This window comes from Allostigmatella hybrida, assembly GCF_020103775.1.
Lineage (GTDB): Bacteria > Myxococcota > Myxococcia > Myxococcales > Myxococcaceae > Hyalangium > Hyalangium aurantiaca.
This window is the reverse complement of sequence record NZ_JAHXBH010000022.1, coordinates 46309-66194: the sequence shown is the minus strand read 5'-3', so window position 1 is coordinate 66194 and position 19886 is coordinate 46309. Positions and strand designations below refer to the sequence as shown.

17 protein-coding genes, 1 tRNA gene and 1 pseudogene are annotated in these 19886 nt (G+C 67.0%); 10 read left to right on the top strand and 9 right to left on the bottom strand.

All coding sequences use genetic code 11. The features are described from left to right. Positions 1-57: 57 nt before the first annotated feature. The 5 genes from KY661_RS26815 to KY661_RS26795 all read left to right on the top strand — a co-directional run bounded on the left by KY661_RS26815 (position 58) and on the right by KY661_RS26795 (position 6348). On the top strand, positions 58-1926 hold the full coding sequence (locus tag KY661_RS26815; protein ID WP_225412934.1) for a gamma-glutamyltransferase family protein: 1869 nt from the start codon (positions 58-60) through the stop codon (positions 1924-1926). Positions 1927-1933: 7 nt separating this feature from the next. Next, complete coding sequence (locus KY661_RS26810; protein ID WP_225412933.1) at positions 1934-3856, top strand: CocE/NonD family hydrolase; 1923 nt, start codon at positions 1934-1936, stop codon at positions 3854-3856. A 315-nt stretch (positions 3857-4171) separates the two neighbouring features. Further along, entirely contained in the window at positions 4172-4465 is a 294-nt protein-coding gene (locus KY661_RS26805) for a hypothetical protein (RefSeq protein ID WP_075010335.1), read from the top strand. A gap of 186 nt (positions 4466-4651) precedes the next feature. Continuing rightward, positions 4652-4945, top strand: coding sequence for a hypothetical protein (locus KY661_RS26800; protein WP_225412932.1), 294 nt, complete (start codon positions 4652-4654; stop codon positions 4943-4945). Between the two features lie 98 nt (positions 4946-5043). Further along, complete coding sequence (locus tag KY661_RS26795) at positions 5044-6348, top strand: sensor histidine kinase (RefSeq protein WP_225412931.1); 1305 nt, start codon at positions 5044-5046, stop codon at positions 6346-6348. A 15-nt stretch (positions 6349-6363) separates the two neighbouring features. Here KY661_RS26795 and KY661_RS26790 read toward each other — a convergent pair whose 3' ends face one another. Continuing rightward, on the bottom strand, positions 6364-7452 hold the full coding sequence (locus KY661_RS26790; RefSeq protein ID WP_225412930.1) for an acyl-CoA dehydrogenase family protein: 1089 nt from the start codon (positions 7450-7452) through the stop codon (positions 6364-6366). Between the two features lie 66 nt (positions 7453-7518). After that, the gene (locus tag KY661_RS26785; RefSeq protein ID WP_225412929.1) at positions 7519-9384 is read right to left on the bottom strand and encodes a fatty acyl-AMP ligase; all 1866 of its coding nucleotides are present in this window, start codon (positions 9382-9384) and stop codon (positions 7519-7521) included. Between the two features lie 211 nt (positions 9385-9595). Here KY661_RS26785 and KY661_RS26780 point away from each other — a divergent pair, with 211 nt between their 5' ends. From KY661_RS26780 to KY661_RS26765, 4 genes are all read left to right on the top strand, one after another. Beyond that, complete coding sequence (locus KY661_RS26780) at positions 9596-10543, top strand: sigma-70 family RNA polymerase sigma factor (RefSeq protein ID WP_225412928.1); 948 nt, start codon at positions 9596-9598, stop codon at positions 10541-10543. Positions 10544-10662: 119 nt separating this feature from the next. Then, positions 10663-11247: an SRPBCC family protein gene (locus tag KY661_RS26775; RefSeq protein ID WP_225412927.1), complete on the top strand. Its 585-nt coding sequence runs from the start codon at positions 10663-10665 to the stop codon at positions 11245-11247. Positions 11248-11540: 293 nt separating this feature from the next. Beyond that, positions 11541-12449 carry a type VI immunity family protein gene (locus KY661_RS26770; RefSeq protein WP_317987305.1) on the top strand — a complete coding sequence of 303 codons (909 nt, stop codon included), beginning with the start codon at positions 11541-11543 and terminating at the stop codon, positions 12447-12449. Positions 12450-12586: 137 nt separating this feature from the next. Then, entirely contained in the window at positions 12587-14239 is a 1653-nt protein-coding gene (locus KY661_RS26765; RefSeq protein ID WP_225412925.1) for an ISL3 family transposase, read from the top strand. Positions 14240-14339: 100 nt separating this feature from the next. Here KY661_RS26765 and KY661_RS37915 read toward each other — a convergent pair whose 3' ends face one another. Both KY661_RS37915 and sitA5 read right to left on the bottom strand, forming a co-directional pair. Continuing rightward, positions 14340-14576, bottom strand: coding sequence for a DUF7336 domain-containing protein (locus KY661_RS37915; protein ID WP_450097581.1), 237 nt, complete (start codon positions 14574-14576; stop codon positions 14340-14342). Positions 14577-14585: 9 nt separating this feature from the next. Beyond that, positions 14586-15791, bottom strand: a complete 1206-nt coding sequence (gene sitA5, locus KY661_RS26760; protein WP_225412924.1) for a SitA5 family polymorphic toxin — start codon at positions 15789-15791, stop codon at positions 14586-14588. Between the two features lie 51 nt (positions 15792-15842). Between sitA5 and KY661_RS37610 the strand changes: the two are divergent. Further along, positions 15843-16001, top strand: a pseudogene (locus KY661_RS37610) (tyrosine-type recombinase/integrase); the annotation flags it as partial. An 86-nt stretch (positions 16002-16087) separates the two neighbouring features. Here KY661_RS37610 and KY661_RS26750 read toward each other — a convergent pair. The 5 genes from KY661_RS26750 to gap form a co-directional block, all read right to left on the bottom strand. After that, positions 16088-16169, bottom strand: a tRNA-Leu gene (locus KY661_RS26750). A gap of 76 nt (positions 16170-16245) precedes the next feature. Beyond that, the gene (gene secG / locus KY661_RS26745; protein ID WP_225412923.1) at positions 16246-16677 is read right to left on the bottom strand and encodes a preprotein translocase subunit SecG; all 432 of its coding nucleotides are present in this window, start codon (positions 16675-16677) and stop codon (positions 16246-16248) included. A 97-nt stretch (positions 16678-16774) separates the two neighbouring features. Then, positions 16775-17545, bottom strand: coding sequence for a triose-phosphate isomerase (gene tpiA, locus KY661_RS26740; RefSeq protein ID WP_225412922.1), 771 nt, complete (start codon positions 17543-17545; stop codon positions 16775-16777). Between the two features lie 26 nt (positions 17546-17571). Then, a complete protein-coding gene (locus KY661_RS26735; RefSeq protein WP_225412921.1) occupies positions 17572-18759 on the bottom strand; it encodes a phosphoglycerate kinase in 1188 nt (395 codons plus the stop codon). Between the two features lie 32 nt (positions 18760-18791). Continuing rightward, complete coding sequence (gene gap / locus KY661_RS26730; RefSeq protein ID WP_225412920.1) at positions 18792-19805, bottom strand: type I glyceraldehyde-3-phosphate dehydrogenase; 1014 nt, start codon at positions 19803-19805, stop codon at positions 18792-18794. Positions 19806-19886: the final 81 nt, after the last annotated feature.

Here is a 19886-nt window from a genome sequence, read left to right as displayed (position 1 = left end):
AGCCTCAGGCCTCGCGGACATAGGCTGCGCGCCTGTCCCTCCCTTCCCGGAGAAGCCATGAACGCAGCAGGGATGCTCCCCCGGGCCCTCATGGGCCTGCTTGTCCTGGCGATGCTCACCCCCGCGCCCCTCCGGGCGCAGTCCACCGCCAAGCCCGTGCTGCACGGCAAGCACTGGGTGGCCATCACGGGCAAGCCGCTCGCGGCCACCGCGGGCGCGATGATCTTCCACAAAGGGGGCAATGCGGTGGATGCCGCCTGCGCGATGCTGGCCGCCACCGCCACCATGTGGGACGTGCTGAGCTGGGGCGGGGAGACCCAGGCCCTCATCTATGATCCCCGCACGCGCAAGGTGGTGGGCATCAACGCCCTGGGGGTGGCGCCCACGGGGGCCACCGTGGAGTTCTTCCAGAAGAAGAACCTCGCGTATCCCCCCGAGTACGGCCCCCTGGCCGCCGTCACCCCGGGCACCCCGGGCGGGCTGATGGTGATGCTCGCGGAGTACGGCACCCTGTCGCTGAGGGACGTGCTGGGCCCCGCGCTGCAGATGGCGGACGAGGGCTACCCCATCGAGGCCCAGGCGGCCAACAGCCTGGAGAAGCACAAGGAGAAGCTCAAGCAGTGGCGCTACACGCGCGCGGTGATGCTGCCGCACGCGGGAGAGGCCCGCGAGGCCCCCCAGCCGGGCGAGGTGTTCCGCCAGCCGGACCTCGCCGCCACGCTGAAGAAGCTCGTGGAGGCGGAGCAACGGGCGCTGGCCTCGGGCAAGAACCGCAAGCAGGCCATCCTGGCCGCCTACGAGCGCTTCTACCGGGGGGACATCGCCCGCGAGTTCGTCCGGGGCGCCCAGGAGGAAGGAGGGCTCATCACCCTGGAGGACCTGAGCCGCTGGAAGGTCCACATCGAGCAGCCCGTCAAGACGGACTACAAGGGCATCGAGGTCTACAAGCTCACCACGTGGGTGCAGGGCCCGGTGCTGCTCCAGGCGCTCAACATCCTGGAGGGCCAGGACCTGAAGGGCATGGGCTACAACAGCGCGCGCTACATCCACGCGCTCTACCAGGCAATGAACCTGGCCTTCGCCGACCGGGACTTCTACTACGGCGATCCGTACTTCCCGCCGGAGGAGCCCATCCGGGGCCTGCTGTCGAAGGAGTACGCGAAGCAGCGGGCGAAGCTCATCTCCTGGGAGAAGAACGATCCGGACATCAAGCCGGGAGACCCCTACCCTTTCCAGGGCGGCACCAACCCGTATGCGCAGCTGCTCACGCAGTGGCCCCCCAAGCCTCCGGCCCCCCCGAGCGCGCCGCAGACGAGCCTGGAGGACTTCGAGCGCACCTTCTACGCGGGGACCACGTCCATCCAGGCCGCGGATGCGAAGGGCTGGGTGGTGTCCATCACCCCCAGCGGTGGCTGGGTGCCCTCCGTCATCGCGGGCCGCACGGGGGTGGGCATGAGCCAGCGCATGCAGAGCTTCGCGATGAGCGAGGCGGAGAGCCCCTTCAACGTGCTGGAGCCGGGCAAGCGGCCCCGGGCCACGCTCACCCCGAGCCTGGCCCTGAAGGACGGCAAGCCGTTTCTCTCCTTCGCGGTCCAGGGCGGGGACAGCCAGGACCAGAACCTGCTCCAGTTCTTCCTGAACGTGGTGGAGTTCGGGATGACCGTGCAGGAGGCGGCCGAGGCCGCCAACATCAACAGCTTCCAGCTGCGCAACTCGTTCGGAGACCACACCTCGAAGCCGGGCAAGCTGCTGCTGCACGAGCAGATGCCGCCCTGGGTGCGCGGAGAGCTCAAGCGCATGGGGTACGAGCTGAGCTTCGAGGCGAGGACCTCAGGCCCCATCAACGCCATCGCCTTCGACGCGAAGCACGGCACCTTCTGGGGTGGCTCCAGCCACCATGGTGAGGACTATGGCATCGCCTGGTAACCCCCCCATGTCCCGCTTCCTCATCCCCCTGGTGGTGCTGGCCTTCGTGAGCCCCGCGTGGGCCCAGGTGCCCAAGCGCCCCGCCTACCAGGGCGAGCCCACCGAGCGCGCCGGGTTCATCCGCGAGCACTACACCAAGTACGAGTACCGCATCCCCATGCGCGATGGCGTGCGGCTCTTCACGTCCATCTACGTGCCCACCGATGCGAGCCCTCGCAAGCGCTACCCCATCCTGCTCCAGCGCACGCCCTACTCGGTCGCGCCCTATGGCGTGGACCGGTACAAGCGGGGCCTGGGCAGCTCGGTGGCCTTCGAGAAGGAGGGCTTCATCTTCGCCTTCCAGGACGTGCGTGGCCGGAACCTGTCCGAGGGCGAGTTCGTCAACGTGCGGCCGCAGCTGCCCACGAAGCGAGGGGCCCAGGACATCGACGAGAGCACGGACACCTACGACACCATCCAGTGGCTGGTGAAGAACGTGCCGGGCAACAACGACCGCGTGGGCATGTGGGGCATCTCGTATCCGGGCTTCTACGCGGCGGCGGGCGCCATCGACTCGCACCCCTCGCTCAAGGCCGTGTCGCCCCAGGCCCCCATCGCCGATTGGTACTGGGACGACATGCACCGGCATGGCGCCTTCAACCTGATGCTGGCCTTCAACTTCTTCTCCTCCTTCGGGAAGCCGCGGCCCCAGCCCACGGCCAACGAGGACTGGGACCGGTTTGATCACGGCACGCCCGACGGCTACCAGTTCTTCCTGGACATGGGGCCGCTGAGCAACGCGGACACGCGCTACTTCAAGGGGGACATCGCGTTCTGGAAGGACTTCACCGCCCACCCCAACTACGACGCGTTCTGGAAGGCGCGGAACGTGCTGCCCCACCTGCGCAACATCAAGGCCGCGGTGCTGGTGGTGGGCGGCTGGTACGACACCGAGGACCTGTACGGCCCGCTGCGGACCTACAGCGCCATCGAGCAGCAGAACCCGAAGGCGTCCAACAGCCTCGTCATGGGCCCCTGGACCCACGGCGGGTGGGCCCGGGAAGACGGTGCCTCACTGGGCGATGCCGACTTCGGCTTCCCGACGAGCGCGGGCTTCCAGGAGGCCGTGCTGGCCTTCTTCAAGCACCACCTCAAGGACGGCCCGAAGCCCGAGCTGCCCGAGGCCTGGGTCTTCGAGGGGGGCGCCAACCGCTGGCGGGGCTTCGATGCCTGGCCCCCCAAGACCGTGCGCGAGACCCGGCTCTACTTCCAGCCCAAGGGCGGCCTGACGTTCACCCCTCCCTCCGGCACGGGGGCCCTCTTCGACGAGTACGTGAGTGACCCCTCCCGGCCCGTGCCCTTCACGGCGGAGATCACCCCCCAGCTGAACAAGCCGTACATGGCCGAGGACCAGCGCTTCGCCTCGCGCCGGCCGGACGTGCTCGTCTATCAGACCGAGCCGCTCGACAAGGACCTGACGCTCGCGGGGCCCCTGGAGGCCGAGCTGTGGGTGTCCACCACGGGCACCGACGCGGACTGGGTGGTGAAGCTCATCGACGTGAACCCGGGCAAGCTGCCCGGCTGGCGCCGGCAGGACGAGGACGAGGGCGCCCGCAACCGGGGTGGCCAGCAGACGCTGGTGCGGGGCGAGCCGTTCCGCGGCCGGTTCCGGGAGGACTACGCCACGCCCAAGCCGTTCACGCCGGGCGAGGTGACGAAGGTGCGCTTCGTCATCAACGACGTCTTCCACACGTTCCTGCGCGGGCACCGGGTGATGATTCAGGTGCAGTCGAGCTGGTTCCCGTTCATCGACCGCAACCCGCAGACCTTCGTCCCCAACATCTTCGAGGCGAAGGAGGAGGACTTCGTGCGCGCCACCCACCGCGTGTACCGTTCCGCGGCGACCCCCAGCGCCCTCAAGGTGCAGGTGCTGCCCGCGCTGGGCGATTGAACGGAGCACCCTCCCTGGAGAGTCGGTTGCCGCGCGCCCCTCTCCCTGGGTCGGTGCCTTCGCGAGGGGCCGTTCCGAAGAAATGGAAAACCCTGCAGCCTGGAGAGGCGGGTGTTTTGACCGGCCCGCGACGCGGGCCGTCACGCCTCGCGGCAGGGGGAAATCCTCAGGCGGTACGCACCCTTGCATCCCGCCTTTGCCGGTCTTCCAAAATCTCGTCGCCCTGTCGTTTTACCCCTAGACGCAACTCGGGGCGGGAACCGTACGATAATCACGTAGCCAACTTCCTGGCTCACGAACGCAGAGGGCACGTCCATGTGGATCGAGGCGATTGTGATGCCCCGGGAAGAGCGTGCGCCGTACCGCCCCTCGCCGCGCCGTGACCGCCGTGCCGTGCACCAGGCAGGCTGCGACGAGAGCCTCCAGTTCCGCACGTCCGTGCTGAACTACCTGCAGAGCCACCAGCTCATGGGCTCGGTGAAGTGGGTCAGCGAGCCGGGCTGCCTCCCCCTGGTCACCCTGCTCTGCCAGCAACAGGTGCTGGAGCACCTGCGCAACGCCCCCCAGTTCGAAGCGGGCCGCTCCGCCGGCCTCGAGTTGAACGCCTGAACCGGCGCTCCTCGTTCCCAAACCCCGATAGCCCCGAGAGATGGGAAGCCCGCGCTCCTCTTTTTACAGAGGGCCCGGTCCGTGGCGTCCAGACGCAACCTTTCGGCGTCTAGATGCAACCTTGTGCGGATGCGTTGAGGGCGCGCCTTGCTACCTTCCGGCCACTGAGAATGGAGAGGTGCGCGGATGTGGATTGATGCGATCATCATGCCCAGCGAGGAGCCTGCGCCGTACCGCCCCAGCTGCCGGCCTGACCGTTCGCAGGTCCACGCGAAGGCGCTCACCGAGAGCTACCGGTTCCGCACGGCGGTGCTCGACTACCTGAACTCCCACCAGCTGATGGACGCGGTCCGGTGGGTCAGCGAGCCGGGCTCCCTCCCGATGGTGACCTTGAGCTGCCAGCAGCAGGTGCTGGAGCGGCTCCAGCAGGCCCCCCAGTTCGAGGCTGGCCGCTCCCTGGGACTTTCCTTCACCCCCTGAGTAGCGGTGGTGGGGCCGCGGCCACCCAGGCCGCTCTCGTTTTCTCGCATTCCGAGTAGGATTTCCGCCGGGCTGCCTGCCCGTGAGGAACTCCGCTCATGCAACTCCCCTCTCAGGAAGCAGCGACGCCGAGCACGAGCCCTGAGCGCCTGCGGGCCCTGGTGCACTCCCTGCCGGACCTCATCATCCGTCAGAGCATCGACGGCACCTACCTCGACTTCGTGGTCAGCAAGGCCGAGGAGCTGACCGCCTCCGCCGAGTCCATGCGGGGCGTGAACATCCGTGAGCTCGGCCTGCCCCCGGAGCTGACCGACACGGTGCTCCAGAGCCTCAAGCGGGCCATCGAGGAAGGCACCGTGGAGGTGTTCGAGTACGAGCTGCAGGTGCTCCGGGGCCTCCAGCACTACGAGTCGCGCATCGTCCGCTGCGGCCCCAACGAGGCGGTGTGCATCATCCGCAACGTCACCGAGCGCAAGCAGGCCGAGAAGCGGCTCCTGGCCCAGGAGGAAGAGCTGCAGCGCCACCGCGCCCACCTGGAGGAGCTGGTGCGCCAGCGGACCGAGCGGCTGGTCCAGGCCACGCGCTCGCTGGAAGAGCGGCAGGCCCAGCTCATTCAGGCCGAGAAGATGGCCTCCCTGGGGCAGATGGCGGCGGGGGTCGCCCATGAAATCAGCAGCCCCGTGGGCTACGTGCTGAGCAACCTGGGCGCGCTCAACGAGTACGGCGCGGTGCTCCTGCCCCTGCTCCGGCTTCAGCAGGAGCTGCTGGCCGCCTCGGCCACAGGGGCCCCCCAGGAGCCCGTCCTCGAGCGCATGCGCGCGCAATGGGAGCGTGAGGACGTGAAGTCCATCCTCGAGGACATGCCCGAGCTGCTCCAGGAGTCCCTGGTGGGCGCCCGGCGCATCCGGGAGATCGTCCAGACCCTGCGGCTGTTCGCCCGGGAGGACTCCCGGGAGCCGCAGCCCGCGGATCTGAACGCGGAGCTGGAGTCCACGCTGAAGATGGTGTGGAACCAGCTCAAGTACAAATGCACGGTGACGCGGGACTTCGGGACGCTCCCCCTGCTCCGGTGCCACCCCACCCAGCTCGCCCAGGTCTTCACCAACCTGCTCATCAACGCCGCCCAGGCCATCGAGACGCAGGGCGCCATCACCCTCTCCACCCGGCACGAGCAGAATGCCATCGTGGTACGGATCTCCGACACGGGCAAAGGCATGACGCCCGAGGTGCGCGCCCGGCTCTTCACCCCCTTCTTCACCACCAAGCCGCGTGAGCAGGGCACCGGCCTGGGGCTCTCGGTCAGCTACAGCATCATCGCCAGCCACCAGGGCCACATCGACGTGCAGAGCGAGCCGGGCCAGGGCACCACCTTCACCATCCGCCTGCCCGTCCTGCCAGAGTAGCCCCGCCCGGAGGGCTCAGCCCTGGGGCGGTGGCGGCAGGAGCCCCAGCAGGGCCTTGCCCAGGAAGTCCTTCGTCACGGGCGCGGACCAGGCCATGAGCGGGCCGCTGTGGGCATCCCGCACGTAGCGCTCGATGGGGCGGCTGCGCAGGTAGCCGCTGCCCCCGGCGAGTTCCAGCGCCGCGGTGGAAATCGTCAGGGCCGCCTCGTTGGCCACCAGCTTGGCCTGCAATTGCAGGAAGGGCGCGTCGGGCTCGCGGCGATCCGTGGCGAGCGCGGCCCGCATGGCCAGGGACCGGGCCGACTCCAGGCGCGTGCTCATCTCCGCAACGGAGAACTGCACCCACTGCATCTGCGCGAGCGGCTTGTTCTCCGGGGGCAGCGTGCGCTCCTTCGCGTAGCCGATGGCGAACGCCAGCGCCGCCTCGGCCAGGCCGATGGAGATCCACGGCAGCCCCATGGCGATGGCGTTGGGCTGGGACGGATCCAGCACCAGGCGCCGCGAGTCCGGCAGGAAGGTGTCCTGCATGTGCAGGAGCTGGCTGCGCGTGGCGCGCATGCCCATGCTGTCCCAGATGTCCTCCACGCGGATGGAGGCATCCTTGTCGATGAGGAAGAAGCCCGGCTGCCCGTCACAGAGGGCGTTGGTGAGGAGGAACTGGGCGTGCTCGCACCCGGACACGAAGCGCTTGGCGCCCGAGAGGCGCCAGCCGCCCTCCACCCGGCGGGCCTCCTGGTGCGGCATGAGGAACATGTTGCCGCTGGTGGGCTCGGACAAGGCGTTGCCGAACCAGGCCGCGCGGCGGAACTCGGCGCTGAAGAAGGCCCGCTGCGCGGGATCCGGCAGGGCCAGGAAGGTGATGCCCGAGCCCTGATGCATCAACCACACGGTGCCGAAGGAGGCATTCCCCCGGGACAGGGTGCTGATCACCCTGCCGAAGGTCAGCCACGAGATGCCCTCCTGCAGCGCGGTGTTCAGCGGCGACTGGGAGATGGCCTCCTTGCCTTCCAGGGGGAAGGTGGTGTCCTGGTCATGCCGGGCGGCATGCTCCGCCAGCAAGGCGCTGATCCGCTCCGCCTCCTTCAGAAGATCCGCTTCCGTCATCGCTGCACCTGCCTGGCCCCGGGGAACTCCAGGCCCGCGGAAGCCAGAGGCGGGCCTGTCCCCATCCTACGACAGCGTGGGGGGCTGCTGGGGGCCCGTCCAGACCACGATGGGCTCCAGCGCCCCTTTCAGGAGCATCTCGCGGCAGACGCGCCGCTGCACCTTGCCGCTGGAGGTCCGGGGCAACCGGCCGCGGGGCAGGAGAATCAGCGAGTGCATGTCCAGGCCATGGAACTCGGACAGCGCCCGGCGCGCCGCGGCGCCTGCCTGGTCGGTCTGCTCGTCCGGGAACTCGCGCGATACCTCCTGCACCACGACGACGCGCTCCTCCCCGTCCACGTCGATGGACACCGCGCACGACATCAGGAAGTGCTCATGCGCGGCACCCACGGTCAGCTCGATGTCCTCCGGGTAGTGGTTCAGGCCGCGGATGATGATCAGATCGCTCGCCCGCCCCGTGATGAACAGCTCGCCATCGCGCAGGAAGCCCAGGTCGCCCGTGCGGTAACAGAGCCGGGACTCCGCACCCGCGATGGGCGCCCGGAAGCGCTCCTCGCTCTCCTCGGTCCGGTTCCAGTACCCGCCGGTCACGTTCGGGCCGGAGACCCAGATCTCCCCCACCTCGCCCTCCGCGGCCTGCACGCGGGTGTCGGGATGGACGATGGACAGCTTCTGGCCCGCGGCGCTCTTTCCGCAGCCGATCAGCACGCGCACATCCTGCGTGCCGCCCTCGGCCGCTTCGACGGCCCGGCCCCGCTCCAGCTCCGAGCGCTGGACGACGAGCTTCACGGGAGGAGCCTCCTTCAGGCCCCCCGCCACGAACAGCGTCGCCTCCGCGCACCCATACGTGGGGTAGAAGGCGCTCCGGCGGAAGCCGCAGGAGGCGAACGCCGCGGAGAAGTTCTCCAGCGTCTCGCTGCGCACGGGCTCGGCACCGTTGAACGCCAGCTCCCAAGACGACAAATCCAGGCGCTTCTTCTCCTCCTCCGAGACGGCCTCGACGCAGAACCGGTAGGCGAAGTCCGGCGCGCCGCTCACGGTCAGGCGGTTGCGCGAGATGAGGTCCAACCAGCGAAAGGGCCGCTTCATGAACGACATCGGCGACATGAGGAAGCACGGCACGCCCAGGTACATCGGCTGGAGCACGTGGCCAATGAGCCCCATGTCATGGAACACCGGCAACCAGCCGCCGATGAGGCTCTTCTCCGTCATGCCAAAGCCGATGGAGATCATCCGCTCGTTGGCGATGATGTTCCCATGGCTGACCATGACGCCCTTGGGCGCGCCCGTGGAGCCCGAGGTGTACTGGAGGAACGCCAGGTCGTCCTGCTGGGGCCAGAAGGGCAACCACGCCTCGGACCCTGGCCCCTCCTGGATGTCGCTGGCCAGCCAGTGCTCGACCCCGGGCAGGATGTTGGAGATGTCCCGCAGCTTGGTGCGCACCGACTCCGTGGTGATGACGAACCGCGGGCTGGCATCCTGGGCGATGGAGAAGATCCGGCGGACATTGCGGTCCTCCGGGCGGAAAGGCGCCCGCGGGGGATAGGCCGGAACGGCAATCACCCCGGCGTAGAGGCACCCGAAGAAGCCCGCGAGGAAGTCCGGCCCCGGGTGGTACAGCAGCAGCGCGCGCGCCCCGGCCCCGTTGGCGGCCTGGAGCTGCGCGGCCACGATGCGCGCCTGGCGGTCCAGCTCGGCGTACGTGAGGCGGACCTCGCCGTGGTCGGTCTCGAAGGAATAGGCCAGTTGGTGGGGCTGCATCTGGCTGCGCATGCGGAGCAGCGAGACGAGGTCCAGGTCGCTGTACAGCGAAGGCACCACCTGGAGCGACCGCGCGGGACTGACGAGGTTGCCTCCCGGCGAGTTCAGAAGGGGACTCTCCCCGGCACCCTCCAAGGGAAACAGGGACTGGACCGCTCCTGGCGTACTCATCGCTGTCTTTCCGGGCCTCCCGCGCAGGGGATGCCACTTCGTCGAGCTTTGTTTAAGCGCTGCCGTATTCTTCCAGTGACGCTAACACGGACATAAGCGGATTTCCAGGCAATCATGTGTTTTCTTGGTGACCTTCTTGTTCTCCGAGAGGAAAGCCGCCGCGCCTGGCCGTCGCTTCGCAACGTGGGGGGAGTTGGTAAATAGCGGCGCGATGGCCACCGCCCACCTCCTCGAGGAGCACCGCACAGCCCTGACCGGCCACTGCTACCGCATGCTGGGTTCGGCCGCCGAAGCCGACGACGCCGTGCAGGAGACGCTGATCCGGGCGTGGCGCGGCCTGGACCAGTTCGAAGCGCGGGCGTCTCTGAGGACCTGGCTGTACCGCATCGCCACCCGGGTGTGCCTGGACTCCCTGGGCGATCGCTCCCGCCGCGCCCGCCCGATGGAGCTGGGCCCCGCCAGCTCCGCCGACGGCCCGCTCGCGTCGCGGCCGGCCTCGGAGTGGATCGAACCCATCCCCGACGCGCACGTCCTGCCCACGGACGCCAATCCAGCCGAGCTCGCCATCCTGCGCCAGAGCATCCGCCTCGCGTTCGTGGCGGCGCTCCAGCACCTGCCGCCCCGGCAACGCGCGGTGCTGCTCCTGACCGAGGTCCTCGGCTGGTCCGCAGCGGAGGTCGCCGACAGCCTCGACACCTCGGTGGCGGCCGTCAACAGTGCCCTGCAGCGGGCCCGGGCGACGCTTGCCACCCACGATCTGACGCCACAGGCGCCGCTGTCGGGCACGCAGTCCACGCTGCTGGAGCGCTATGTCCATGCCTTCGAGCGCTACGACGTGGATGCGCTCACGGCACTGCTCCACCAAGAAGCCACCCTCTCGATGCCGCCCTATGAGCTGTGGCTTCGCGGGCACACGTCCATCCGAGCTTGGCTGCTGGGACGAGGCGCGGGCTGCAGGGGCTCCCGGCTGGTACCGGTCTCGGCCAGTGGCTCGCCTTCCTTCGGGCAGTACCGGCCCAGTGGACCGGGAGGCCGCCACGAGCCGTGGGCGCTGATCGTGCTCGAAGTCTCCGAGGGCCACATCACCGCGCTGAACTCGTTCCTCGACACCGAGGCATTGTTCCCACGTTTCGGACTTCCCCGGGAACTCGCCCCCTAACGCATTTTTAAATGGGGACCGATGAGTTCGCGGGCATGGGGGCGTCTACCATCCAAACCCGCCGGGTGGGGAGTCTTCCCCATGGCTCCGGCGGCGTTCACCCAGTGAAAGGGCCGATCATGCTGAAAACCATTCTTCTCTGCGGCGCCGGAGTTGCCACGCTCGGCGTGGTTACCGTGTTCGCGCTCGCTTCCCAGAAGCCAGCGACGTTCCACATCGAGCGGAGCACGGTCATCGCAGCGCCGCCCGAGGCGGTCTTCACCCATCTCAACGATTTCCGCCGCTGGGCCGCATGGTCGCCGTGGGAAAAGCTCGACCCGTCGATGCAGAAGACGTACGGCGGCCCGCCCAGCGGCGTGGGCGCGACTTACGCCTGGCGCGGCAACGGCAAGGCGGGGGAAGGACAAATGACCATCCTCGAAAGCCGCCCGGGTGAGCACCTCCTGCTGCGGCTCGAATTCCTCAAGCCGTTTCCCGCCACGAACACGGCCACCTACACCCTCACGCCGAAGCCGGAAGGCACGGCGATAACGTGGGCGATGGATGGCGAGAACACGACGATGGGAAAAGTCTTCGCCGTCTTCTTCGACATGGACGCTCTCGTCGGAAAGGACTTCGAGCGGGGCCTCGCGGATCTCAAGGCGGTCTCGGAAGCGGCAGGAGTGCTCCCCTCAGTCGCCCCAACGTCCACGGCCGCCCCGTAGACACAGCGTGCCTTGGAAGAGGTCAGTCTGTCGAGGCGCTGCTATGCAAAGGGGGAGCAGCCTGGCTGGCACCATTGAGCCCGATATCGTGATCCACCCCGGAAACCCGGCCGAAGTCTTGGACGTCTTCGACCTCAAGTTTCCGTGTCCAGGAACCAACCCGCCCGTTGGCATCAATATGCCCCGGGAACTCCTCATCACCCCCTCAACCAAGGAGAGGTCTACGCAAAAGCCTTCGGCGGGACTCCAGCCCGCGTCTCTCCTCGTTGGGGAATCAGGCGGCTCCTCGATCCATGAATGAGCATTATCCCAGAGTTCGGATCTACGGGAGCCACGGGGCCCCAATTCTCCGTGAAGGCATCACAATCTGTTTCTACATGCGCCACTCCCACCACGAAATCGCGCGTGCCGTACAGCGCTCACTGGATGTCTACCTGCGCGCGGTGGGATCGCAAACGCTGGCTTGGTATGCAGGCCAGGATGACTGGCAGATGCTGGACACCCACGGTTGGGACAGACTCCGTCACGATCTCCATGAGCAATCCTGGCCCAGCTTCGAATTGAGGGATGATCCCGCAGGCGTCCATGGATTCGGGGTGGAATACCACGGCAAGTGGTTTGAGGACCCCCGCGGAATACAGGAGCCAGACATGGTGTCCGCTCTCGGGTTCTCGCTCCCCACGGAGTTCCTGGAAGCGCTGGGGCCTGTAGCTGTCCGCAATCTGGCTTTGGAATTGGCTGCGCCTCTCCCCTTCTGCTCGGGTCATGCGGGCCTCTCCTTCCATGCCATGCACGGATATCCAGAGACCGAAGAGCCGCTCAGTCAGCAGTGCCTACGCTACCCAGGCATGGATGTGCTCTCGCTCAGAACTCTTTCCTGGAAACTCGGGACGCGAGTCAAAGGGCCTGCATGGCTCACTTTCCTTGGACAACCCGTTCTCCGCGAATTAGGCGGTGCCGACGGATTGAGGGCCCGTCTCTCTTCCCCGAGCACCACTATCCAGCTCTTAGAGGAAGAGCGCGCCATCGTCACTCTCTGCACATGGCCCGAGGCTGGAGACACAAGGATGGGTCACCATCTGCCCGGGTACCGCGAGTTAGCACGCGTGCTGGAGTCTCACCTGTACCAGTCATCAGGGCCTTGGTCGCCCTACTTCCCTAGAGATGTATGGCAGCGTTGGGAGCACCGTTTCCTGGATTGATAAACAGGGGTCCTTCGGTCACACGAAACCTGAGTATGGGCTTGCCCCGATTGGGTGGTTCTCCCGCACTTTGTGTGGAGCCATCCCGAGCCACTGGCTAAGGCAGCAAGCTGCCATTGAAGCGGTTACAATCGAAGATGACATCGTTGTATTCGATACCGGTCTGCCACGTGGAGCGAGCGGCACGCAGCGGCCCAGCTCAAGCCGCTCTGCTCGTGCGTTCTGAACCCGTGGGCGCGAAGTGCCCCTGCTGCAAGGTCCATAGCGCCTCCCCCCACAGCAGCTACGTTCGGCACCCCACCGACCTGCCATCCGCAGGGTGCTCCGTTCAGCTCAAGCTGAGGGTTCGCCGCTTCTACTGCCGCAATCCCGATTGCACTCGGCGCACCTTTGCCGAGCCAGTGTCCCGCCTTCTGGCGGCTCGGGCTCGGCGGACACGACGATTGGCCACGGCCCAGTGTGCGGTGGGCATGACCGCCGGGGCCGAAGCGGAGGCCAGGCTTCTCAAGCCCCTGGCCATGCCTGCCAGCCCCGATACGCTCCTGCGGCTGATGCACCGCGCGCCGCTGCCTGCGGAGAAGAAACCGCAGGTGTTGGGAGTGGATGATTGGGCCCTGCGCAAAGGGCGGACCTACGGCTCCATCCTCGTCGACTTGGAAGCCCATCGCGTGGTCGACGTGCTGCCTGACCGGTCGGCCTCCACAGTGAGCCAATGGCTCCAGCGGCATCGCGGAGTCCAAGTCATCACCCGGGACCGCTCCAGCGAGTATGCACGGGCAGCCCAAGCAGGCGCACCCAAAGCCCAGCAGGTCGCAGATCGCTGGCACCTGCTGCTCAATGGAAGGCAAATGGTGGAGCGCTGGCTCACAGGTGCGCACGCGCGCTTGCGAACGCTGCCCTGCGTGCCGAAGTCGTCCGCTGCACCGAGGCCTCGTCGTTCCAGCTTCCCCAGGACGCACAGCGAGGTGAGCGCGGGTGAAGAGAGCCGGGCACGCCGCCTGGCCACGTACCAAGAGGTGCGCCGCCGCCACCTGGCCGGGGAGCCTCTGCTGACCCTCAGCCGCGCCCTGAAGCTGGCTCGGGGGACGGTGCGCAAATATGCTCTCGCGGAGGCTTTTCCTGAGCGTGCCGTTCGAAGCCCGGGGCCGAGTCTCCTCGACCCGTACCTGGAGCAGCTCACGCGACGGCATGCGGAGGGCTGTGAGAATGCGCTCGTTCTTTGGCGAGAGCTTCGCGCCAAGGGCTATCCCGGCTCCTCGCGCCAAGTTCACCGCTGGCTCCAGACACGGCGGACTGCCCCGGCACGCTCGACGCCACGCGCCCGCCGCGAAAGCCATTCCACGCCGACAGACGCACGCACCTACTCTCTGCCCTCGCCGAGGCAGTTGGCATGGCTGTGTGTGCAGCCACGCTCAGCACTCAGTCCCACCGACAAGGCTCTGCTGGCCCGCCTCGAGCAGGATGAGGAGGCCGCTCGTGTCATCGCGCTGGCACGTCGATTCAATCAACTCGTGCGTGAACGGGGCGTCACCCATGCCGCCAAGCCGAATCCTTCTTGCAAAGCCTTTGAAGCATGGCTCCGGGAGGCCCGCTCATGCTGGGTGCGCTCAGTGGAGACATTCGCCGCAGGGCTTGAGCAGGAGGGGGAGTCGATCCGCGCCGCGCTCACAACGCCGTGGAGCAATGCCCAGGTGGAAGGACAGGTCACGAGGCTCAAGTTCCTCAAGCGTCAGATGTACGGACGCGCCAGCTTCGATTTGCTGCGGCGGCGAGTGCTTCTCGCTGCGTAATCCACACGAAGTGCGGGAGAGCCACAAAACCGGGGCAGGCTCAATTCATCTGGAAGACCTGAATGCGCTCTCTCGGGCGAGAGCTTCAATTCCCATGGATTCATGATTCATCAAGGGCTTCATCCCATCCAATGAACCCCTCGGTCCAGTGGTCCTTGTTGAGCTCATACCGAGAGATGTGAAACCCCTCCGGGTGATCTCGGAAGCCTGGCTGTTGGCTCAGGCGGGGAACAGCCGCCTGTGCATCTGCCTCGGTCAAGTACACGCCAATGAGCTTGACATCCTCCTCTCCGTTTGGAGCTGCATGCACATGGTGAAGGACATACACGTGTGTCATGGGACGCCCTCATGGGTTCTCGAATGCGCGGTCTCCCCATTTCTGTATCTTGTTGAATTCACTCCCAGGCCCCTTGTCGTAGTTCCCTTCCCCATACTTCTTGTCCAACAACCTCTTGGCGAAGTCCTTGCCACTCTCATTGACCTTGGGCCGTTCACCTTTCGCCCAGCTTGGCACATCCTTGGCGCCCTCTTTCCCGCTGACACCAGACTTGGGCGTCTTGTATTGCTCTTGTGTCTGTGGCTTCTGGTTCTCTAGCTTCGAGCCACCACCGGGCCCCTGGCCTGTCATGGCCACCACCGTAGGAGCCAGGGTCATGGTGATGGTGCCCTCGGCTGAAACTGCCACCGCGCTCACCTGTCCTATCTCCGAAAGTGTGAGGCGCAGTTGCGAGGCCCCCAGTGCCGCCGCCTCCGAGAAGCTGGGCAGCATCGCCAGCCTTGAGGCCAGCCATGCCGAGCCCCCGGTCATACCGTGGCTCACCACCACCGTCACCGTGAGGACGAAGACGCGGGCCACCTCCGGCCCGGCCCGGTTCGCGAAGCGCTCGCTGGCGCGCTCCAACTCCTCCCAGGTCGTGGCCCGGTCAGTGGCCCACTTCAATTCCCGGCTCGCATCCACCAACTCCAGGAACGTCTCCACTCCTAGGTAGATCAACAGTGCCGCTGAAACGATCGCCGCCGCCTTGGTGAACACGGGCTCGGGGTTGGCCGCCAAGACGGCCCAGGAGATGAGTCCCGTGGCGATCACCGTGTAGAAGAGCTGGGGGGCCAGCGTCTTCTCCACAGCCTTGGAGATGCTCTCTTTAAGGGGATCGATCGACAAGCCCAAGGCCACCCCCAGCTTGTCCCACGCACTCAGGCCCATCACGTCATCAAGCAGAGAAAGGCAGTTTGCCCTGCGCTGGCCTGGCTCGCAGATGCCGCCGAAGCTCTTGCTCATGAGGCTCTGCCAACGGGTGTCCGGGGCCTTGCCGGGGTAGGAGGCGCGCACGAACCAGCCTCGCTGGGGTGGTCGAAGAGTGAGGGGAACTTCCAGCACCAGTTGCGTCAGCGCTTCTTCGAACGCTTCCTCATCCACCTTCACGGACTTGTTCAAAGGAGGCCGGTGCTCTAGAGGCTCCTCCTGGCCCGTGTCGAGGCGCACGACACGCTGGGAGGCACACGCATTGAGCAGCGCCAACAGCACGACCGCAGCGGTCATACGAGATGCCATGAGACGCCCTCCAGATCGTGGAGGGCTCCAGTCTACGGGAACGTCACACCCGTGACGATGACGCTCCGGGCCCTATCCGCACACCTCGTCATGAGCGGGGTACCGCTGAAAGCCGTCCAGGAGCTCATGGGGCACGCCACGATCGAGATGACGATGCGCTACGCCCACCTGAGTCCGAACGTAAAGAAGGACGAGGTGAAGGCCCTCGACATGCACCCAAGGAGCACATCGCCAGGAGACAACGCCCAGAAACTAAAAAAGCCCCCGAGTCTTTCGACTCGGAGGCTTCTTCGGAGTGCCCAGGGCGGGATTCGAACCCGCACACCTTTCGGCGCCACCCCCTCAAGATGGTGTGTCTACCAGTTCCACCACCTGGGCGAACCAACGCGGCCCATGTATCGAACCGCCGTGCTTCGCGCAACCGTTTTCAACGGCTGCGCTTCCAACTTTCTTCTTACTGCTGCGGCGCAGGCTGCGCCGGGGCCGCCTCGGCCGGTGCCGGGGCAGGCGCCTCGCGCGGCTGCTCCACGCTGGGCGGGGTTCCTTCCGGAGCCACACCCACCGGAGGCGTCGCCGCCGCCGGGACCGCCGTGCCTCCCGCCGCCGCAGGCGCCGCTGCCGCCGGAGGCGTGGCCATCGGGCCCGCCGCCACCGAGGGGCGCAGCCCCACGAACGACAGCCCCAGCGACGTCAGGAAGAACAGCGCCGCGGAGACGCCTGTCAGCTTGCTGAGGAACGTCACCGCGCCCCGGCCACCGAAGGCGCTCGTGGCCGCGCCACCGCCGAGCGCCGAGCCCATGCCCGCGTCCTTCCCGGGTTGCAGCAGGATGACGAAGATCATGAACACGCACAGGATGACGTGCACGATCGTGAAGAAGGTCAGCATGGCTTCTCTTTCAGACGCTCAGTGGAAAAGGACGCGCACCCTACACAACCGGCCCGCGGGGTGACAACTCCTTAACGCCACCCCACCGGCTCTCCTCTTATGCCCCTGCCTTGGCGATGGCCACGAAGTCGCCCGCCTTCAGGCTCGCTCCGCCCACCAGGGCCCCATCAACATCCGGCTGGCCCAGCAATTCCGCGGCGTTGTCCGGCTTCACGCTGCCGCCGTACTGGATCCGCACCTGCCCCGCCGCCGCCCCGTCGTACAGCCGGGCAAGCTGCGCCCGGATGGCCGCATGGACCTCCTGCGCCTGGGCGCTCGTGGCCGTACGGCCCGTGCCAATCGCCCACACCGGCTCGTACGCCAGCACGAACCGGGACACGTCCGCCGCGCTGAAGCCCGCGAGCGCCCCCTTCACCTGGCGCTCCACCACCTCCAGCGTCCGGTTGCCCTCGCGCTCCGCCAGCGTCTCGCCCACACAGATGATGGGCACCATGCCCGCCTTGAGCACCGCCTGGGAGCGCTTGTTCACCGTCTCGTCCGTCTCCCCGAAGAACTGACGGCGCTCGGAGTGGCCCACGATGACGTAGGCACAGCCCAGCTCCTTCAGCATCGGCGCGGCCACCTCGCCGGTGAACGCCCCCGAGGTCTCCCAGTGGCAGTTCTGCGCCGCCAGCTTCAGGTTCGAGTCCTCGATGGCCTTCGCCACCGCGTGCAGCGCCACGAAGGGCGGCGCGATGACGAGCTCCACCTTGTCACCCAGCGCCTGCACCACGCCCCGCAGCTCCTTCACCAGCGCGAGCGCCTCGGGGACGGTCTTGTTCATCTTCCAGTTGCCAGCGACGATCTTCCGGCGTGCTTCGGTGGCCATGGTCCCTCCCGGGGAGCTGATGGGGGCTACTTCGTCTCCAACGCCTTGATGCCCGGCAGCTCGCGGCCCTCAAGGAACTCCAGCGACGCGCCGCCACCGGTGGACACGTGGCTCATCTTCGCCCCGTAGCCCATCTGCTGCACCGCCGCCGCGCTGTCGCCGCCGCCAATCACCGTCACCGCCGTGCGGTTGTTCGCCATGGACTCGGCCACCGTGCGGGTGCCTTCGGCGAACTGCGCCACCTCGAACAGGCCCATGGGGCCGTTCCAGATGACCGTCTTCGCGTTGCGGATGTGCTGGTTGAACTGCGCGCGCGTCTTCGGCCCGATGTCCAGCCCCATCTGGTCCGCGGGGATGGCCCGGTCCGGCGTCTCGCGCTTCACGCCCTGCTCCGTGGGCTCGTTGGCCACCACGTGGTCCACCGGCAGCACGATGGACGTCTTCAGGCGCTCCGCCGCGTCCAGGAGCTTCGTGGCCAGGGACAGCTTGTCCCCCTCCACGCGGCTCTTGCCCACCTCGATGCCCTGCGCCTTGAGGAAGGTGTAGGCCATGGCGCCACCGATGAGCAGCGCGTCCACCTTGGGCAGCAGGCTCTCGATGACCTTGATCTTGTCGCTCACCTTCGAGCCACCCAGGATGGCCACGAAGGGCTTCTGCGGATTCTTCAGCACGCCGCCCAGGTACTCGATCTCCTTGCGCATCAGCAGGCCCGCGCCCTTCTCCTTCACGAAGGGGACCATGCCCGCGGTGGACGCATGGGCGCGGTGCGCGGTGCCGAACGCATCGTTGATGTACACGTCCGCCAGCGCCGCCAGCTCGCGCGCGAAGGCCTCGTCATTGGCCTCCTCTTCCTTGTGGAAGCGCAGGTTCTCCAGCACCAGCACCTGCCCGTCCTTCAGCTCCCGCACCTGCTTCTTCACCCCATCGCCCACGCAGTCGTCGGCGAGGATGACTTCGTGCTTGGCCCCGAGCAGCTCGGCCAGCTTCGAGGCGGCGGGCTCCAGCGACAGCTTCTGATCCGGCCCCTTGGGACGGCCGAGGTGGGAGGCCAGGATGACTTTGCCACCCATCTCCAGCGCGCGGCGGATGGTCGGCAGCGCCTCGCGGATACGGGTGTCGTCGGTCACGCGCCGGCCCTCCAGCGGGACGTTGAAGTCCACGCGGATGAAGACGCGCTTGCCCGTCAGCTGCATGTCATCGATGTAGCGGATCATCTTGGTCTCTCCCCTCTCGGCCGTGGCGCGGACTAGAAGCCCTTGGACGCCAGGAACTTGGTGGTGTCCACCATGCGGTTCGAGAAGCCCCACTCGTTGTCGTACCACGCCATCACCTTCACGAGGTTCTCCCCCATGACGTAGGCGTTGGTCGCGTCGAAGATGGCCGAGTGCGGGTTGCCGTTGAAGTCGATGGAGACCGTCTGCTCCTCGCTGTACTGCAGGATGCCCTTGAGCGGCCCCTCGGCGTTCTTGCGGAAGGCCGCCTTCAGCGCGTCCTCCGTCACGGACTTGCTGGTCACCACCGTCAGGTCCACCAGGGACACGTTCGGGGTCGGCACGCGGATGGCCAGGCCGTGCAGCTTGCCCTTGAGCGACGGCAGCACTTCACCGATCGCCTTCGCGGCGCCCGTGCTCGTGGGGATCATCGACAGCGCGGCGGCGCGCGAGCGGCGCATGTCCTCGTGCGCCAGGTCCAGCACGCGCTGGTCGTTGGTGTAGCTGTGCACCGTCGTCATCAGGCCCTTCTCGATGCCGAAGCTGTCGAGCAGCGTCTTGGCCACCGGCGCCAGGCAGTTGGTGGTGCACGAGGCGTTGGACAGGATGTGGTGCTTCTTCGGATCGTACTGATCGTGGTTGATGCCGTAGGCGATCGTCAGGTCCGGGCCCTTGGCCGGCGCCGAGACGATGACCTTCTTGGCGCCCGCGGCCAGGTGCTTCTCGGCACCCTCGCGCGCGGTGAAGCGGCCCGTGCACTCCAGCACGATGTCCGCGCCCAGCGACTTCCAGGGCAGCGCCGCCGGATCCCGCTCCGCGGTGACGGCGATGGTGTGGCCGTCCACGATGATGCCCTTCTCGGTCGCCTTCACCTCTCCGGGCCACGTGCGGTGCACGGAGTCGTACTTGAGCAGGTAGGCCAGCGAGGAGGGCTTGTCGAGATCGTTGATCGCGACGATCTCGATGTCCTGCTCCTTGCGGCTGAGCACCGCGCGCAGCACGCAGCGGCCAATGCGGCCAAAGCCGTTGATGGCGATCTTGGTAGCCATGTCTATCCTTCTCCTTCAGGGCGGTGGGCCCACTGCCCACGCGGGATGGGTCGAGTTAAAGAGCGGCCGACCGTAGGCATG

What these genes read in the sequence shown, in the direction of transcription:
- KY661_RS26815 (WP_225412934.1), top strand. Translation starts at nt 58, where the DNA reads ATGAACGCAGCAGGGATGCTCCCCCGGGCCCTCATGGGCCTGCTTGTC.
- KY661_RS26810 (WP_225412933.1), top strand. Translation starts at nt 1,934, where the DNA reads ATGTCCCGCTTCCTCATCCCCCTGGTGGTGCTGGCCTTCGTGAGCCCC.
- KY661_RS26805 (WP_075010335.1), top strand. Translation starts at nt 4,172, where the DNA reads ATGTGGATCGAGGCGATTGTGATGCCCCGGGAAGAGCGTGCGCCGTAC.
- KY661_RS26800 (WP_225412932.1), top strand. Translation starts at nt 4,652, where the DNA reads ATGTGGATTGATGCGATCATCATGCCCAGCGAGGAGCCTGCGCCGTAC.
- KY661_RS26795 (WP_225412931.1), top strand. Translation starts at nt 5,044, where the DNA reads ATGCAACTCCCCTCTCAGGAAGCAGCGACGCCGAGCACGAGCCCTGAG.
- KY661_RS26790 (WP_225412930.1), bottom strand. Translation starts at nt 7,452, where the DNA reads ATGACGGAAGCGGATCTTCTGAAGGAGGCGGAGCGGATCAGCGCCTTG.
- KY661_RS26785 (WP_225412929.1), bottom strand. Translation starts at nt 9,384, where the DNA reads ATGAGTACGCCAGGAGCGGTCCAGTCCCTGTTTCCCTTGGAGGGTGCC.
- KY661_RS26780 (WP_225412928.1), top strand. Translation starts at nt 9,596, where the DNA reads ATGGCCACCGCCCACCTCCTCGAGGAGCACCGCACAGCCCTGACCGGC.
- KY661_RS26775 (WP_225412927.1), top strand. Translation starts at nt 10,663, where the DNA reads ATGCTGAAAACCATTCTTCTCTGCGGCGCCGGAGTTGCCACGCTCGGC.
- KY661_RS26770 (WP_317987305.1), top strand. Translation starts at nt 11,541, where the DNA reads ATGAATGAGCATTATCCCAGAGTTCGGATCTACGGGAGCCACGGGGCC.
- KY661_RS26765 (WP_225412925.1), top strand. Translation starts at nt 12,587, where the DNA reads ATGACATCGTTGTATTCGATACCGGTCTGCCACGTGGAGCGAGCGGCA.
- KY661_RS37915 (WP_450097581.1), bottom strand. Translation starts at nt 14,576, where the DNA reads ATGACACACGTGTATGTCCTTCACCATGTGCATGCAGCTCCAAACGGA.
- sitA5 (WP_225412924.1), bottom strand. Translation starts at nt 15,791, where the DNA reads ATGGCATCTCGTATGACCGCTGCGGTCGTGCTGTTGGCGCTGCTCAAT.
- secG (WP_225412923.1), bottom strand. Translation starts at nt 16,677, where the DNA reads ATGCTGACCTTCTTCACGATCGTGCACGTCATCCTGTGCGTGTTCATG.
- tpiA (WP_225412922.1), bottom strand. Translation starts at nt 17,545, where the DNA reads ATGGCCACCGAAGCACGCCGGAAGATCGTCGCTGGCAACTGGAAGATG.
- KY661_RS26735 (WP_225412921.1), bottom strand. Translation starts at nt 18,759, where the DNA reads ATGATCCGCTACATCGATGACATGCAGCTGACGGGCAAGCGCGTCTTC.
- gap (WP_225412920.1), bottom strand. Translation starts at nt 19,805, where the DNA reads ATGGCTACCAAGATCGCCATCAACGGCTTTGGCCGCATTGGCCGCTGC.